This is a genomic window from Roseateles sp. FW305-36, from assembly GCF_058787015.1.
Map to the genome: position 1 here is coordinate 174,673 of NZ_JBYSZK010000008.1, position 13,726 is coordinate 188,398.

A 13,726-nucleotide genomic window follows, 5' to 3' on the forward strand; every position below is an offset into this window, starting at 1 on the left:
GGAAGTCAGGCAAGCAGGGAGGCTTGGAGTTTGCGCGTGTTGCCGCTCAGTTTCATGTCGGACAGAGCGCTGCGGATGTCGGACGGCAGCGTCAGCCCGTGGCGGGTCTTGAGCTCGAGCAGCAGTTCCAGCACGACACCCAGGTCACGCGGCGGCTCTGCAGGCCGCCCCTGAACGACAGCGCACAGCAGCGCGAAGGCCAGGTCGTGCACGTTCGGGTCGGCACGCAGGGCCGCCTGCAGGCTCTTGTGCAGACGGGCGGGCTTGACCAGGGGCGTGGAGAAAAGCGCCTGCACCAGGGAAAGCAGTTCGGCGTCGACCGGCAGGCGGCCCTGTTGATGCGCCTGAAGCAGCAGGTCCACCGCCGTCGCCGTCTGGCCGGGCTCCTTGCCGCACAGCGCCAGCACCAGCAGCAGGCGCGCCATCGGCGTCATCGGCGCGACCGGGTCCAGCAGCACGTCGAGAAAGGCGCGGTTGTACCAGTCGGCGGACCACCAGTCCCGGTTGCTGCCGAAGGCCTGCGCCCCTTCGGCGCACCAGGCTTCGAGGTCCGATGGCAGCAGCGCCGCGGCGTAGCGGATCAGGCCCTCGTCCTGGCCGCTGAACCACCAGTCGGTGAAGGAGTCCTCCGGCCATCCGATCGGCTTGCGGCGCAACACGGCGATGTGGGTGATCGGCGTGTCGCGCGGCGCCGGCGCCGAACGCACATGGAAGTAGTGCTGGGTGTGGGGCTTGCCATCGACATCCCAGGTGCTGGCGCTGACGTCCCAGGTGTAACGGGCCACCAGGGCGCCGTCGGGTCCCAGGTCGGGATGGCGACGGGCAAGCGCGGCGTCGTCAGCGCCCGGGTGGCGGATGCGCGCGGCGGCGGCGAACAGCGCCGCCTCGGGGCCAGGCTCGATGGCATCGCCCAAGGCATAGCGGAAGGCGCGCGTGAACGGCGAATCGGGCAGCCCCAAAGCGATGTTCGGCGACGCACTGCCGGGCGCGAGACGCAGCAAGGCTTGCACCTGCTCGATCTCAGCCGAATTCCCGCCCGCCGCAGCGTGGGCCGCGACTCGTTCGGCCAGCGCCTGCGGCGCGATGAACCCGCCGCGGTGGGTCGGGGAAGACAGCGGCGCCAGCCCCTTGCCATCGGCGATGAGCGCCATCAACGCGTCGATGCGCTCCGCCAGCAAGGCCACCGCGGCCGTGTTGCCGATCTCCGGGTCGACCTGGCGCGGCATCCGCTTGCCATCGAGCGCAAAGCACAACAGCCGCGCCAGTTCCCGTGCCAAAGGCTTGCGCACCTTGAGCGCACGTTTGGCCACCGGCGCAAAGCGCTTGCGGTCGTCGCCCGACAGCGGCGCGGCCATCGCCAGCCCCAGCAGGGCGCGCTCGAAGGCATCGACGTCATCGGCATGTTCGAAGACATGGGCGATGCACTCCACGAGCTCCTGGGCATCGGCGACGGGCGGCAGGCGGCGGTCCTCGTCCAGCGGCTGGGCTTGCTGCGCGGGAGCCGCGGCCGGCACCGCTGCCGCGATCTCGGCCACCGGGCCCGCCACCACGCCGAGCAGTTGTTGCAACCGCGGCTGATGGGTGGCCGCCACCGTGCTCGCGAAGCCGGCCAATCGTTCGCGTGCCTGCGGCGTGAGCCCCCAGGCCTCGAGGCGCTTGAGCACGCCGGCCTGAATGGTGGACGCCTCATGCAGCAGTGCCGGCACGATGGTTTCCGCGGCCCGCGCGGCCAGGCCGGGCTCGCGCTTCACCACGCGGTCGAGCAGCTTCAGCGCCGCATCGACCTGGGCCTTGACGGTCGCCGTCATCACCGGAGCCAGGGCCGCCAGCAAGCCGTCGCCCGCGATGGGCTCGGCCTCGTCCAGGGCCTTCAGCGCCTCCAGTGCCATCGTCACCGTGGGCGGGATGCGGCTGGCGCACAGGGCCAGGTAGCGCGGCAGGTGCGGCTGCATCTCGGCCGTCGTGGGCGACAGCTCGCCGTGAAAGCGCGAGAACCAGCTGGAGCGGTACTGCGGCCAGTCCTTCTCCAGCGCACCGAGGGTGAGATCCAGCAACTGGATGCGGGTGGCAAGGCCTTCGTCCACCAGCGACAGCAGCAGCGGCCCCCAGGCCAGCTTGGGGTCCTTGCAGTATTTGTCGCTGGAGGCGAGCGAGGTCTCCGCCGTGCCTTCGATTTCGAAGACGCGCAGCAGCGAGGGCCGCAGGCCGGGATCGGCCGCGAACAGCTCGTCCAGCTTGTCGCGACTGCGGATTGCATGCGGCAGACCGATCAGGCGCAGCACATGCCCTTCCTCATCGGTGGGTTGCAGCATGCCGGTGTAGAGCACGGGCCACACCGCCCGGGCCCAGGTCTGATGGCTCCGCATGGCCTCGAGGAGACCGGAGCGATCGGCGCTGCGCGGCTTGAATTCGCGGCACAGCGCGATCAGCAGGGCCATGTCGATGACGCCCGCAGCCGCCACGTCCTGCGCCGTGCCGCACAGGATGACGGCCGTGTCCAGGGCCCGACGCTGCACGGGCGGCGTCTGCGCCCAGGCCATGACAGCTTCACGCTGCTGCTCGCGCTCGGCCGCCGGCATGGCACGCAGCAGGTCGAGGGTCGCGCCGGCATCGCCGGCTCGCAGGGCGGATTCGAGGGAAGCTCGGCTCATGAAGGAAGGATTCGTTGGGTTTCGGCGGCCAGCACATGCTTGCAGGGGCCGCGCTGGCCTTGATGGGCGGCGAACCAGGGACAGGTGCAGCGCAGTTCGCCGTCGACCTCGCGCACGCGATGCGCCAGCTCGCCACTGCGCACCGTGGCCTCGAAGGGTTGCTGCTTCAGCACGGTGACGGCCTCTGCCTCCAGCAGACGCTGGGCGTCGGCCAGGCGGGGATGCATGTCCTCGATGCCGGACAGGTCCAGCGGCAGCACGCGGTGGAAGTAGTGGCCCTCGCTGACGTCGTAGCCGACCAGGCCGCTGGCGCCCAGCACGCGCAGCGCGTCGTCGACCTCGGCCGAAGCGAGTGACAGCTCGGCGGCGAGTTGCTCAGCGTTCAGGCGGGACTGCCAGTTCAGCGCGGCCCTCACGCCGGCCAGCACGGGTGCACCGCGCAGCCCGGCCTTCAACAGCGCGCGCAGGGCCTGTCCCTCGCCGGAGAAGCCGCGCCAGACCTCGGCGCTCAGCGCCAGCGTGAAGCGGGCGCTGCCCAGGTCCACCACCCAGGCGCTGGCCTGGTGGCCGTCATCGGAATAGACCGCCAGCGAGCGCGCCGCGGGCAGCAGCCCGTTCAGCACCGCCAGGCGGCGCACGTCGGTCACCCGCACCGCGCCCGGCCCCGCTCGCGTGGACGTGAACAGGCCGCGCGGGCCCGGCGCCACCCACAGCGGGGTGCGACTGGTCGACGCCTTGGGCAGGGTGCGCAGGAAGCGCAGCCCTTCCAGCCCCGACACCTCGAAACGGCGCTTCATGGCTGCCTGGCAGGCCTGCACCTCCACCATGCCGCGCAGCCAGCGCAGCGGCAGCTCCACCTTGCGCTCGACCACCTCGGTGGCGCCCGAGCGCAGCGTCAGCGCGTCGGCGCCGACCGACAGGTCCAGGCCGGCGTCATCGCGGATGCGGGCCAGGGCCGCGCGCATGCCGGCGTTGAAGTCGACGTTGGTCGTACCCTTGCCCACCAACTCGCCGTCATAGGCCGCCGGCAGCAGGTCCACGCGCGCATAGGTGCTGCAGCATGAGGAGAAACCCTCGAAGCGCAGCAGGCCGCCGCCGGAGGTGACGACCGGATCCGCCAGCGCGATGGCGCGGGCAATGCTGTTGGCCGGCGTGAAGAAGCGCGCCCCGACGACGAGGTGCAAGGCAGTCAGCAGTTCGGCCGTGCGGCGCGGCTGCAGCAGCCGACCCGCGAAGAAGTGAGGCGCCGCGCCACCATCGGCCGCCAGGGCCGTGGCCAGCGCCAGCCGCGGCCTGGCCTCGGTGGACAGGAAGGATTCATGCGGATAGCGGTAGGCCTGGATCACCGAATTCATCGCGCCGCATGATGCATCAGCGCAGATGTGAATAACGATATTGAAAAAACGTCGGCGACAGCATGAGCGCGGATTTGCAGAATCGCGGCGCATGAACTTCCAGCAGCTCCGCTCCGTCCGCGAGGCCCAGCGCCGCGGCTTCAACCTGACCGAGGTCGCCCAGGCCCTGCACACCTCCCAGCCCGGCGTCAGCCGCCAGATCCGCGAGCTGGAGGAGGAACTCGGCATCGAGCTCTTCGTGCGCGTCGGCAAGCGCCTGACCGGCCTGACCGAGCCGGGCGAGCAGGTGCTGCCCGTCATCGAGCGGCTGCTGCTGGAGGCCGAGAACCTCAAGCGCGCCGCCGACGACTTCGCCCAGGCCGGCAGCGGCCGCCTGCGCATCGCGGCCACGCACAGCCAGGCACGCTACGCCCTGCCGCCCGCGGTGCGCGACTTCCGCGCCCATCACCCCGACGTCAGCCTGCATCTGCAGCAAGGCTCGCCCCAGCAGATCGCGCGCCTGCTGCTGGACGGTGAAGCGGATGTCGGCATCGCCACCGAAGCGCTGGCCCAGTACCCCGAGCTGGTCGCCCTGCCCTGCTACCGCTGGACCCACTCCGTCGTCGTGCCCCCCGGCCATCCGCTGCTGGACGGACCGCTGACCCTGCCGCGCCTGGCCCAGTTCCCCATCGTCACCTACGAGCCCGGCTACACCGGCCGCTCCCACATCGACGAGGCCTTTGCCGCCGCCCAGCTCTCGCCCCACATCGTGCTGAGCGCCATGGACGCCGACGTCATCAAGACCTATGTCGAGCTGGGCCTGGGCGTGGGCATCGTCGCTTCCATCGCCTTTGACGAGGAGCGCGACCGTCATCTGCACGCCATCGATGCCCGCCATCTTTTCGCAGACAACATGACGCGCCTCGCGGTACGGCGCAGCGCCTATCTGCGCGACTACGTCTACGAGTTCATCCAGACCTTTGCCTCGCCGCTCAAGCGCGAGGTGGTGGATGCCGCCCGCCACGAGCTGCCCGCCACCGCGGCAGAGCCCGTACTGGCCTGGTCGAAAGCTGCATGAGCTAGCTCGAACTTCTTCTTTGCCCGCTCGCCGATGCCTCCCTAGAGTGAGGTCTCCCTCCCTAACTCCAAAGTCATGCGCCGCTTTCTCACCGCCCTCTCCCTCGCCGTTGCCGCTACCGGTGCCTTTGCCCAGACCTCGCTGCTCAACGTCTCCTACGACCCCACCCGCGAGCTGTATCAGGACTTCAACAAGGCCTTCGCCGCGCAATGGAAGGCCAAGACCGGCGAGACGGTCAGCATCAAGGCCTCGCATGGCGGCTCGGGCAAGCAGGCCCGCTCGGTCATCGACGGCCTGGAGGCCGATGTCGTGACGCTGGCCCTGGCCTACGACATCGACGCGCTGGCCGACAAGGGTCTGCTGGCCCAGGACTGGCAGAAGAAGCTGCCCCAGAACGCCAGCCCCTACACGTCGACCATCGTCTTCCTGGTACGCAAGGGCAACCCCAAGCACATCGCCAACTGGCCCGATCTGGCCCGCAGCGGTGTCGACGTCGTCACACCCAACCCCAAGACCAGCGGCGGCGCCCGCTGGAACTACCTGGCCGCCTGGGGCTATGCGCTGAAGAACGGCGGCACGCCGGCTTCGGCCAAGGACTTCGTCAAGCGCATCTATGCCAACACCAAGGTGCTGGATTCGGGCGCCCGCGGCGCGACGACGACCTTCGTCGAGCGCGGCATCGGCGACGTGCTGATCGCCTGGGAGAACGAGGCCTATCTGGCCGTCAAGGAGCTCGGCCCGGACAAGTTCGAGATCGTCACCCCCAGCGTTTCCATCCTGGCCGAACCGCCGGTGGCCATCGTCGACAAGGTGGTCGACAAGCGCGGCACGAGGAAGACCGCCCAGGCCTATCTGGACTACCTCTACAGCCCCGAGGGCCAGGAGATCGCGGCCAAGAACTACTACCGCCCGCGTGACACCAAGGTCGCCGCCAAGTACGCCAAGACCTTCGCGCCGGTCAAGCTCTTCACCATCGACGAGCTGTTCGGCAACTGGCGCCAGGCGCAGAAGGCCCATTTCGACGATGGTGGCGTGTTCGACCAGATCTACACGCCGGGAGCGAAGTAAGGTGCCCCTCGTCCAGTCCGCCACGCTGTACGCGGGCGGAGCTGGCCGGTCCCCCGAGGGGACGGCGATGCTTGCGGCATTGAGCCACAAGCACATCGCCAAACGGGCCGGCTAGGGAACGGCCCGGCGCTCGGCCCGAGAAAAGCACGACGGCCACGCCGAGATGTGAAGTCTTGTTGCGCGGTCAACCCCGTCTCGACAAGCCTCGTTAGGCGGCCTCATCATGAGGCCGCCATGAGAAAAAAACTCGCGCTCAGTACCGCCCTCCTCCTCGCCCTCGTCGGCTGCGCCACGGCACCGCCATCGACGACATCGACGCACGGTCCAGCCCAAGACACGCTCTGGCTGGACCGTCTCACCTGGGGCGCCAGCAGCGCCGACCTGGCCGCCGTGCGCGCCAGGGGCCGCGAGGCCTGGCTGGATGCCCAGCTCAAACCGGCCAACCCAGCGGCATTGCCCGACGCCGCCAAGACCCAGGTCCAGGCCCTCGGCGTCTCCCAGCAAGCCCTCATGCCCCTGGTGCAGCAGATGGAATCCCAGCGCAAGGCCGCCGACGCGCTGACCGACGACATGGCCAAGGCCGAGGCGCAGAAGAACTACCAGCAGGCCCTGACCAGGCTGGCCCGCGAGGCCTCGACGCGCCAGCTGCTGAACGCGCTCTACTCGCCCAACCAGGTGCAGGAACAGCTGACCTGGTTCTGGTTCAACCACTTCAACGTCCACCAGTACAAGAACAATCTGCGCGTCATGGTGGGCGACTACGAGCAGGGCCTGCGCGAGCGGTCCCTGGGTCGCTTCCGCGACCTGCTGGGCTACACGGCCCACCACCCGGCCATGCTGCGCTACCTCGACAACGAGCAGAACGCCGCCAACCGCATCAACGAGAACTACGCCCGCGAGCTGCTGGAGCTGCACACCCTGGGCGTGGGCGGCGGCTACAGCCAGCGCGATGTGCAGGAGCTGGCCCGCGTGCTGACCGGCCTGGGTGTGAACCTGACGGACAACAAGCCCAAGCTCAAGCCGGCGCTCGAGGCCCAGTACCGCCGCGACGGCCTGATGGAGTTCAACCCGGCCCGCCACGACTTCGGCGACAAGCAACTGCTGGGCATCACCGTCAAGGGCCGCGGCGAGGCCGAGCTGGACGAGGTGCTGGACCTGCTGGCCAGGCATCCGAGCACCGCGCGCTTCGTGTCACGCAAGCTGGCCCAGTATTTCGTCGCCGACGAGCCGCCGCCGGCCCTGGTCGAGCGTATGGCCGAGCGCTGGCAGCAGAGCGATGGCCGCATTTCCGAAGTGCTGCGCGCCATGGTCGGCTCGCCCGAGTTCGAGGCGTCGCTGGGCCGCAAGTTCAAGGACCCGACCCATTACGTCGTCTCCGCCGTGCGCCTGGCCTATGCCGACAAGGTGGTGCTGAACACCGGGCCCATGCTGGGCTGGCTCTACCGACTCGGCCAGGCGCCCTACAACCGCCAGACGCCCGACGGCTATGCCATGGACGAGAGCGCCTGGGCCGGCCCCGGCCAGATGACGACCCGCTTCGAGATCGCCCGCGCCATCGGCAGCGGCAGCGCCGGCCTCTTCAAGGTCGAGGGCGAGCCCAAGGACAGGCCGGCCTTCCCGCAGATCGCCCATCCGCTCTACTACGAAGGCATCGCGCCGCGCCTGGCCGCGGCCACGCAGCAGGCCCTCGCCCAAGCCACCTCGCCGCAGGAATGGAACACCTATCTGCTGGCCTCCCCCGACTTCATGCACAGGTGATGCGATGAACAACAACCGACGCCTTCTGCTCCAACTCGGCCTGGGTGCCACGCTGCTGCCGACCCAGCTGTGGGCAGCCGCACCGGACGCGCCGCGTCTGCTCGTCGTCTTCCTGCGCGGCGCCTATGACGCGGCCAACCTGCTGGTGCCAACCTCGTCGAGCTTCTATTACGAGTCCCGCCCGAACATCGCCATCGCCAAGTCGGCCGCCCTGCCGCTGGACGCCAACTGGGGCCTGGCGCCCGCCGTGGCCGACAGCATCCACCCGCTGTGGGGCAAGGGCCAGGCCGCCTTCGTGCCCTTCGCCGGCACCAACGACACCACGCGCAGCCACTTCGAGACGCAGGACCACATCGAGCTGGGACAGCCCGACGAAGGCGGCCGCGACTTCCGCAGCGGCTTCATGAACCGCCTGGCCGGTGTGCTGGGCGCCGGCTCGCGGCTGGAGGCCATGGCCTTCACCGACCAGGTGCCGCTGATCCTGCGCGGCAACCTGCCGGTAGCCAACCAGGCCCTGCGTGACCTCGGCAAGCCGGCCATCAATGCGGCCCAGGCCCAGACCATTGCCGGCATGTATGCCAACACCCGGCTGGCCGGCACGGTCAGCGGCGGCTTCGAGGTGCGGGACGAGGTCTCGCGCGAGATGGCCGGCGAGATGGAGGCCGCCAGCCGCGGCGCCATCGCCGCCAAGGGCTTTGCGCTGGAGGCGCGCCGCATCGCCAAGCTGATGCGCGAGCGCGTCACGCTCGGCTTCATTGACGTCGGCGGCTGGGACACCCATGTCGGCGAAGGCGGCGCGACGGGCCAGCTGGCCAATCGCCTGGGCGAACTCGGCAAGGGCCTGGCCCTGTTCGCCGACGAGATGGGACCGCAGTGGAACAACACCGTGGTCGTCGTTGTCAGCGAGTTCGGTCGCACCTTCCGCGAGAACGGCAACCGCGGCACCGACCACGGCCACGGCAGCGCCTACTGGGTGCTGGGCGGTGGCGTGAAGGGCGGCCGCATTGCCGGCGAACAGGTGGAGGTCAAGGCCGCCACCCTGTTCCAGAACCGCGACTGGCCGGTACTCAACGAGTACCGGGCCCTGTTCGGCGGTCTGTTCAAACGCATGTACGGCCTGAACGACACGCAGCTGGCCACGGTCTTCCCCGGGGCCAGCGCACGCGATATCGGACTGGTTTGAGCGCCCGGGTTCAAGCCGCCTTGGTCCAGCGGTCGACGACCGCCTTCACGCGCTCGCCGAAGTGCCTGGCCGTGGCGAGGTCGCCCGGCACCATCTCTTCGGCGGAGGCGTCGCTCGGCGTCTGCGTGATCAGGCCGGCATAGCCGCCCAGGTTGTTGACGTCGTCGCGCGTGGCGGCCTTGTGGTTGGGCGCCTTCAGGCCCATGCCCACCCAGATCATGCCGTGCTGCTGGCTCAGGGTGTGCAGATACTGCATCGTGCCCTGCTTGTCACCGTTCAGCGTGGCCGAGTTGGTGAAGCCCGCGGCGATCTTGTCCTTCCACAGCTGGGCATACCAGGGCTTGCTGCTGGCGTCGGCGACCTTCTTGAACTGCCAGCTCGGGCCGCCCATATAGGTCGGTGTGCCGAAGATGACGCCATCGGCGGCGGCCAGCGAGGCCCAGTTGGCTTCGGAGATATTGCCCTCGGCGTCGATGGCGATTGCTTCAGCACCGGCCGCGCCGGCGACGGCCTCGGCGACCTTCTTGGTGTGGCCGTAGCCGGAATGGTAGAGAACGACGATCTTGCTCATGGAGGACTTCCTCTGTGGGTGGGGGGAATCAGAAAAAACTCAGGCGGCCAGGTCGAAGACGAGAACCTCGGCATCACGGCCGGCCGTCAGGGCGAGGCGCGATGTTTCGCGAAGCTGCAAGGCATCACCAGTCGTCAGGTCTTGGCCGTTTGCGGTAAGCGCGCCGCGGATGACATGCACATAGGCGATGCGGCCCGGCGCCAGGTCCAGCTCGGCGGCTTCGTTGCCGTCGAACAGGCCAGCGTACAGCCTGGCGTCGGCGTGGATGGTCACCGAGCCGTCCGCACCGTCGTTGGCCGCCACCAGGCGCAGCTGGCCGCGCTTGGAGCCGGCGTCGAAATGCTTCTGCTCATAGCTGGGCGCGATGCCGCGCGCATCCGGCTGGATCCAGATCTGCAGGAAATGGGTCGTCTGGTCCTTGGCATGATTGAACTCGCTGTGCAGCACGCCGGTGCCCGCGCTCATCCGCTGCACATCGCCGGGACGGATGACGCCGGCCTCCTTGCCGTTTTGCGCCGCGCCGCTTTCGCCATTGCCCATGCTGTCCTTGTGGGCCAGTTCGCCCGACAGCACATAGCTGATGATCTCCATGTCGCGGTGGCCATGGGTGCCAAAGCCGGTGCCCGGGGCGATCTTGTCCTCGTTGATGACGCGCAACGGCCCGAAGCCCATGCGGGCCGGGTCGTAGTAGTCGGCGAAGGAGAAGCTGTGGAAGGACTTCAACCAGCCGTGGTCGGCATAGCCGCGATCACTGGACTTGATGAGTTGGGTCTTCATGGTGTTCTCCTTGCTTGTTGACGATGGAGTCAATGTAGGAGGCGACCGGGCAATGACCACCCAGCCAACCTTGAGGACATCATTCAAATAGACTGAACTGATGTCACCGTCCCAAGACAAACGCCGCGCCCTGACGCCCGAGGCCCTGTCCATGATGGACACCATCGCGCGCACCGGCAGCTTTGCCGCCGCCGCCCGCGAGATGGGCCGGGTGCCGTCGGCCCTGACCTATTCGGTGCGCCAGCTGGAAGACGCGCTGGACGTGCTGCTTTTCGACCGCAGCTCCCGCCAGGCCGTGCTGACGTCGGCCGGCCAGGAGCTGCTGCACGAAGGCCGGCGCCTGCTGCAGGAGCTGGACGCCGTGGCCAACCGGGTGCGCCGCATCTCCACCGGCTGGGAGAGCGAGCTGACCCTGGCCATCGACGATGCCATCGCCCGCCGTGCCGTCTTCGACCTGATGGAGGCCTTCTACGCCGAGAAGATCGAGGGCGGCGGCCCGCCGCCGACCCGGCTCAAGCTGCGCGTGGAGGTGCTGGCCGGCACCTGGGAGGCCTTGCTGCATGGCCAGGCCGACATGGCAATCGGCGTACCGGCCCAATTGCAGAACAGCAGCATCCATTGCGAGTTCGGCGGCGAGCTGGAGTTCGCCTTCTGCATCGCCCCCCACCACCCGCTGGCCAGCCTGCCCGAGCCGCTGACAGCGGCCCAGATCGCCGAGCACCGCATCATTGCCGTGGCCGACAGCGCCCGGCTGCTGGCGCCGCTGACCGTCGGCCTGCTGCCGGGCCAGGACGTGCTGACCGTGCCGTCGCTGGCCACCAAGCTCGAAGTCATGATGCGCGGCCTGGGCTGCGGCTCCCTGCCGGTGCCCATCGTGCGCCGCCACATCGAGGCCGGCCGCCTGGTGCGCAAGACCACCTACGAGGGCCGACGCACCGGCAAGATGCACTACGCTTGGCGCGACGCCGGCCATGCGCCGGGCAAGGCCCTGGCCTGGTGGCTGGACAAGCTGCGCAACGAGACCACGCGCAAGGCCCTGCTGGAACAGCACGAAGGCCTGCTGCTCTGATGAGCCCCTACCGAGGCCGGTTCGCGCCCTCCCCCACCGGCCCGCTGCACGCCGGCTCGCTGGTCGCGGCCCTGGCCAGCTGGCTGGACGCCCGTGCCCAGGGCGGCCAGTGGCTGCTGCGCATCGAGGACGTCGACGGCCCGCGCTGCCCGCCGGGCATGGACGAGGTCATCCTCGGCCAGCTCGCCGCGCTGGGTTTGGTGCCGGATGAGCCGCCCACCTGGCAGTCGCGCCGCGGCGAGCTCTACCAGGCCGCGCTGGACCGGCTGATCGCGTCCGGCCAGGCCTATGGCTGCGCCTGCACCCGCGCCGAGATCGCCGCCGCGGCCGGCCCCCGGCCCAAGCATGGCGAGCTGGTCTATCCCGGCACCTGCCGCCACGGCACGAACGGTCGCCCCGTGCGCGCCTGGCGGTATCAAGTCCAGGGCCGCGTCGACTGGCAGGACCGCCGCCTGGGCTCACAGTCGCAGGACCTGGAGGCCGAGGTCGGTGACTTCGTCTTGAAGCGCGCCGACGGCCTCTGGGCCTACCAGCTCGCCGTCGTCGTCGACGACGGCGAACAGGGCATCACCGACATCGTGCGCGGCGAGGACCTGGCCGACAACACGCCGCGCCAGATCGCACTGCAACGGGCCCTGGGCCTGCCCACGCCGCGCTATCTGCACACGCCACTGGTGCTGGCGGCCGATGGGCACAAGCTGTCCAAGCAGAACGGCGCCGCGGCGCTCCAACTTGCTGACCCGGCGGCACGTTTGCGGGAAGCTGCGGCACACCTGGGCCTTGCGCCCCTGCAGACGCCAGCGACGGATTGCCGCCCACCGGGCGACGTGCTCGCCGAGGCAGTCGCGCAGTGGCGCTCGACGCGCCTCCCACTCACTCCGTAGGCGCGAGCTTCGTCAGTCAGGTGGTGCTGCACATCCTGCGCAAATAGGGCGCGCTGCGCGCGATGGCCAGCAGAAGGATGAAGGACGGCACCGTCAGTTCCAGCCCCATCGCCAACCCGACGAGCATGTCGGCGAAGAACGGCAGCAGGGACTTGAGATAGACGTCCTCGGTCCTGCCGTCGGGCCTGCGCAGGATGCACACGACCGTGTTGAGCTGCTTTCTGCCGACGAGGGTGAACTCTTGGTAAGTCATGCCGCGGGCTGCGGCGTGCTTGCCGCACACGGGAGCGACGACGGTGCGCTCGACAGCCAGCATCAATCCCAGGGCGCAAAGCGTGCCCAACAGGGCACACGCGATCGCATTGATCCATCCGCGGCGCCCCTGCCAGATGGGCAGGACGATGGGCGCGCTGGGCAGGGGTGGCATGTGGCGTACCGGTCGGGTGGGCAGCCATTATTGCGGCGCCCACCGACTCGCTTCGCGCGGCCACCGCGTTCATGACCGCTGGTTTCGGTTGGCTCGGACTGCGCAGCGACAATGGCTGCATTCCCCCCCATCTTGAAGGACACCCCATGAACACCACGCCCTCCGGCCTGCAGTTTGAAGACACCGTCGAAGGCGACGGCAAGCAGGCGTCGGCCGGCCATGACGTCACCGTCCACTACACGGGCTGGCTCTGGGTCGACGGCGCCAAGACCACCAAGTTCGACTCCAGCAAGGATCGCGGCGACCCGTTCGAGTTCGAACTCGGCGCCGGCATGGTCATCAAGGGCTGGGACGAGGGCGTGCAGAGCATGAAGATCGGCGGCAAGCGCACGCTGATCATCCCGGCCGGCCTCGGCTACGGCGCGCGCGGTGCCGGCGGCGTCATCCCGCCCAACGCGACGCTGTGCTTCGAGGTCGAGTTGCTCGGCGTCGCCGGCGGCCCCGAGCCCGTTGAGCTCAATCTGCACACCACCTCCACCGGCCTGCAGTACGAGGACCGCGTCGTCGGCGAAGGTGCCGAAGCCGCCAAGGGCCAGCGCGTGTCGGTGCACTACACCGGCTGGCTGTTCAAGGACGGCATGAAGGGCAAGAAGTTCGACTCCAGCAAGGACCGTGGCCAGCCCTTCAAGTTCCGCCTCGGCGGCGGCGAAGTCATTGCCGGCTGGGACGAGGGCGTGCAGGGCATGAAGGTCGGCGGCACGCGCATGCTGGTGCTGCCGCCCGAACTCGGCTACGGCGCCCATGGTGCCGGTGGCGTCATCCCGCCGAACGCCACCCTGCTCTTCGAGGTCGACCTGCTGGCGGTTTGACCGTCCTCAAATCAGGGGACGGCGGCGCTGCTGACAAGCGCCTGTCATTCGCAGATG

At 69.1% G+C, this 13,726-nt stretch carries 12 protein-coding genes and 1 pseudogene; 8 read left to right on the forward strand and 5 right to left on the reverse strand.

Annotated elements, in window-relative coordinates:
* Positions 1-5 precede the first annotated feature (5 nt).
* Both AC3WOE_RS16580 and AC3WOE_RS16585 read right to left on the reverse strand, forming a co-directional pair.
* Positions 6-2,651 carry a DUF6493 family protein gene (locus AC3WOE_RS16580; protein ID WP_492691929.1) on the reverse strand — a complete coding sequence of 882 codons (2,646 nt, stop codon included), beginning with the start codon at positions 2,649-2,651 and terminating at the stop codon, positions 6-8.
* Entirely contained in the window at positions 2,648-4,006 is a 1,359-nt protein-coding gene (locus tag AC3WOE_RS16585) for an SWIM zinc finger family protein (protein ID WP_492691931.1), read from the reverse strand. The genes AC3WOE_RS16580 and AC3WOE_RS16585 overlap by 4 nt, the downstream gene beginning before the upstream one ends.
* 91 nt (positions 4,007-4,097) lie before the next feature.
* On the opposite strand from AC3WOE_RS16585, the gene AC3WOE_RS16590 reads away from it, so the two are divergent.
* The 4 genes from AC3WOE_RS16590 (at position 4,098) to AC3WOE_RS16605 (ending at position 9,072) form a co-directional block, all read left to right on the forward strand.
* Positions 4,098-5,063: a CysB family HTH-type transcriptional regulator gene (locus AC3WOE_RS16590; RefSeq protein ID WP_492691933.1), complete on the forward strand. Its 966-nt coding sequence runs from the start codon at positions 4,098-4,100 to the stop codon at positions 5,061-5,063.
* A 75-nt stretch (positions 5,064-5,138) separates the two neighbouring features.
* The gene (locus tag AC3WOE_RS16595) at positions 5,139-6,131 is read left to right on the forward strand and encodes a sulfate ABC transporter substrate-binding protein (protein ID WP_492691934.1); all 993 of its coding nucleotides are present in this window, start codon (positions 5,139-5,141) and stop codon (positions 6,129-6,131) included.
* 234 nt (positions 6,132-6,365) lie between these two features.
* On the forward strand, positions 6,366-7,889 hold the full coding sequence (locus AC3WOE_RS16600) for a DUF1800 domain-containing protein (RefSeq protein ID WP_492691936.1): 1,524 nt from the start codon (positions 6,366-6,368) through the stop codon (positions 7,887-7,889).
* 4 nt (positions 7,890-7,893) lie between these two features.
* On the forward strand, positions 7,894-9,072 hold the full coding sequence (locus tag AC3WOE_RS16605) for a DUF1501 domain-containing protein (RefSeq protein ID WP_492691937.1): 1,179 nt from the start codon (positions 7,894-7,896) through the stop codon (positions 9,070-9,072).
* A gap of 10 nt (positions 9,073-9,082) precedes the next feature.
* Here AC3WOE_RS16605 and AC3WOE_RS16610 read toward each other — a convergent pair whose 3' ends face one another.
* A complete protein-coding gene (locus tag AC3WOE_RS16610; RefSeq protein WP_492691939.1) occupies positions 9,083-9,643 on the reverse strand; it encodes a flavodoxin family protein in 561 nt (186 codons plus the stop codon).
* Positions 9,644-9,682: 39 nt separating this feature from the next.
* Positions 9,683-10,420 carry a pirin family protein gene (locus AC3WOE_RS16615; RefSeq protein WP_492691940.1) on the reverse strand — a complete coding sequence of 246 codons (738 nt, stop codon included), beginning with the start codon at positions 10,418-10,420 and terminating at the stop codon, positions 9,683-9,685.
* Positions 10,421-10,520: 100 nt separating this feature from the next.
* Between AC3WOE_RS16615 and AC3WOE_RS16620 the strand changes: the two genes are divergently transcribed.
* Both AC3WOE_RS16620 and gluQRS read left to right on the forward strand, forming a co-directional pair.
* Positions 10,521-11,489 carry a LysR family transcriptional regulator gene (locus tag AC3WOE_RS16620; RefSeq protein WP_492691941.1) on the forward strand — a complete coding sequence of 323 codons (969 nt, stop codon included), beginning with the start codon at positions 10,521-10,523 and terminating at the stop codon, positions 11,487-11,489.
* Complete coding sequence (gluQRS, locus tag AC3WOE_RS16625; protein ID WP_492691942.1) at positions 11,489-12,373, forward strand: tRNA glutamyl-Q(34) synthetase GluQRS; 885 nt, start codon at positions 11,489-11,491, stop codon at positions 12,371-12,373. Before AC3WOE_RS16620 ends, gluQRS begins: the two co-directional genes overlap by 1 nt.
* Positions 12,374-12,389: 16 nt before the next feature.
* Here gluQRS and AC3WOE_RS16630 read toward each other — a convergent pair whose 3' ends face one another.
* Positions 12,390-12,800: a hypothetical protein gene (locus AC3WOE_RS16630; RefSeq protein ID WP_492691944.1), complete on the reverse strand. Its 411-nt coding sequence runs from the start codon at positions 12,798-12,800 to the stop codon at positions 12,390-12,392.
* 146 nt (positions 12,801-12,946) lie between these two features.
* On the opposite strand from AC3WOE_RS16630, the pseudogene AC3WOE_RS16635 reads away from it, so the two are divergent.
* Together AC3WOE_RS16635 and AC3WOE_RS16640 are read left to right on the forward strand one after the other, a co-directional pair.
* Positions 12,947-13,291 (forward strand): annotated as a pseudogene (locus AC3WOE_RS16635) (FKBP-type peptidyl-prolyl cis-trans isomerase); the annotation flags it as partial.
* Between the two features lie 30 nt (positions 13,292-13,321).
* Positions 13,322-13,669 (forward strand): FKBP-type peptidyl-prolyl cis-trans isomerase, encoded by a 348-nt coding sequence (locus AC3WOE_RS16640; protein ID WP_492692120.1) that lies wholly within the window; start codon positions 13,322-13,324, stop codon positions 13,667-13,669.
* Positions 13,670-13,726 lie beyond the last annotated feature (57 nt).

Bases quoted from the DNA above. Each gene is read 5' to 3' on its own strand.
- AC3WOE_RS16600 (WP_492691936.1), top strand. From the start codon at position 6,366: ATGAGAAAAAAACTCGCGCTCAGTACCGCCCTCCTCCTCGCCCTCGTC.
- AC3WOE_RS16580 (WP_492691929.1), bottom strand. From the start codon at position 2,651: ATGAGCCGAGCTTCCCTCGAATCCGCCCTGCGAGCCGGCGATGCCGGC.
- AC3WOE_RS16630 (WP_492691944.1), bottom strand. From the start codon at position 12,800: ATGCCACCCCTGCCCAGCGCGCCCATCGTCCTGCCCATCTGGCAGGGG.
- AC3WOE_RS16620 (WP_492691941.1), top strand. From the start codon at position 10,521: ATGTCACCGTCCCAAGACAAACGCCGCGCCCTGACGCCCGAGGCCCTG.
- AC3WOE_RS16590 (WP_492691933.1), top strand. From the start codon at position 4,098: ATGAACTTCCAGCAGCTCCGCTCCGTCCGCGAGGCCCAGCGCCGCGGC.
- gluQRS (WP_492691942.1), top strand. From the start codon at position 11,489: ATGAGCCCCTACCGAGGCCGGTTCGCGCCCTCCCCCACCGGCCCGCTG.
- AC3WOE_RS16615 (WP_492691940.1), bottom strand. From the start codon at position 10,420: ATGAAGACCCAACTCATCAAGTCCAGTGATCGCGGCTATGCCGACCAC.
- AC3WOE_RS16610 (WP_492691939.1), bottom strand. From the start codon at position 9,643: ATGAGCAAGATCGTCGTTCTCTACCATTCCGGCTACGGCCACACCAAG.
- AC3WOE_RS16595 (WP_492691934.1), top strand. From the start codon at position 5,139: ATGCGCCGCTTTCTCACCGCCCTCTCCCTCGCCGTTGCCGCTACCGGT.
- AC3WOE_RS16585 (WP_492691931.1), bottom strand. From the start codon at position 4,006: ATGAATTCGGTGATCCAGGCCTACCGCTATCCGCATGAATCCTTCCTG.
- AC3WOE_RS16605 (WP_492691937.1), top strand. From the start codon at position 7,894: ATGAACAACAACCGACGCCTTCTGCTCCAACTCGGCCTGGGTGCCACG.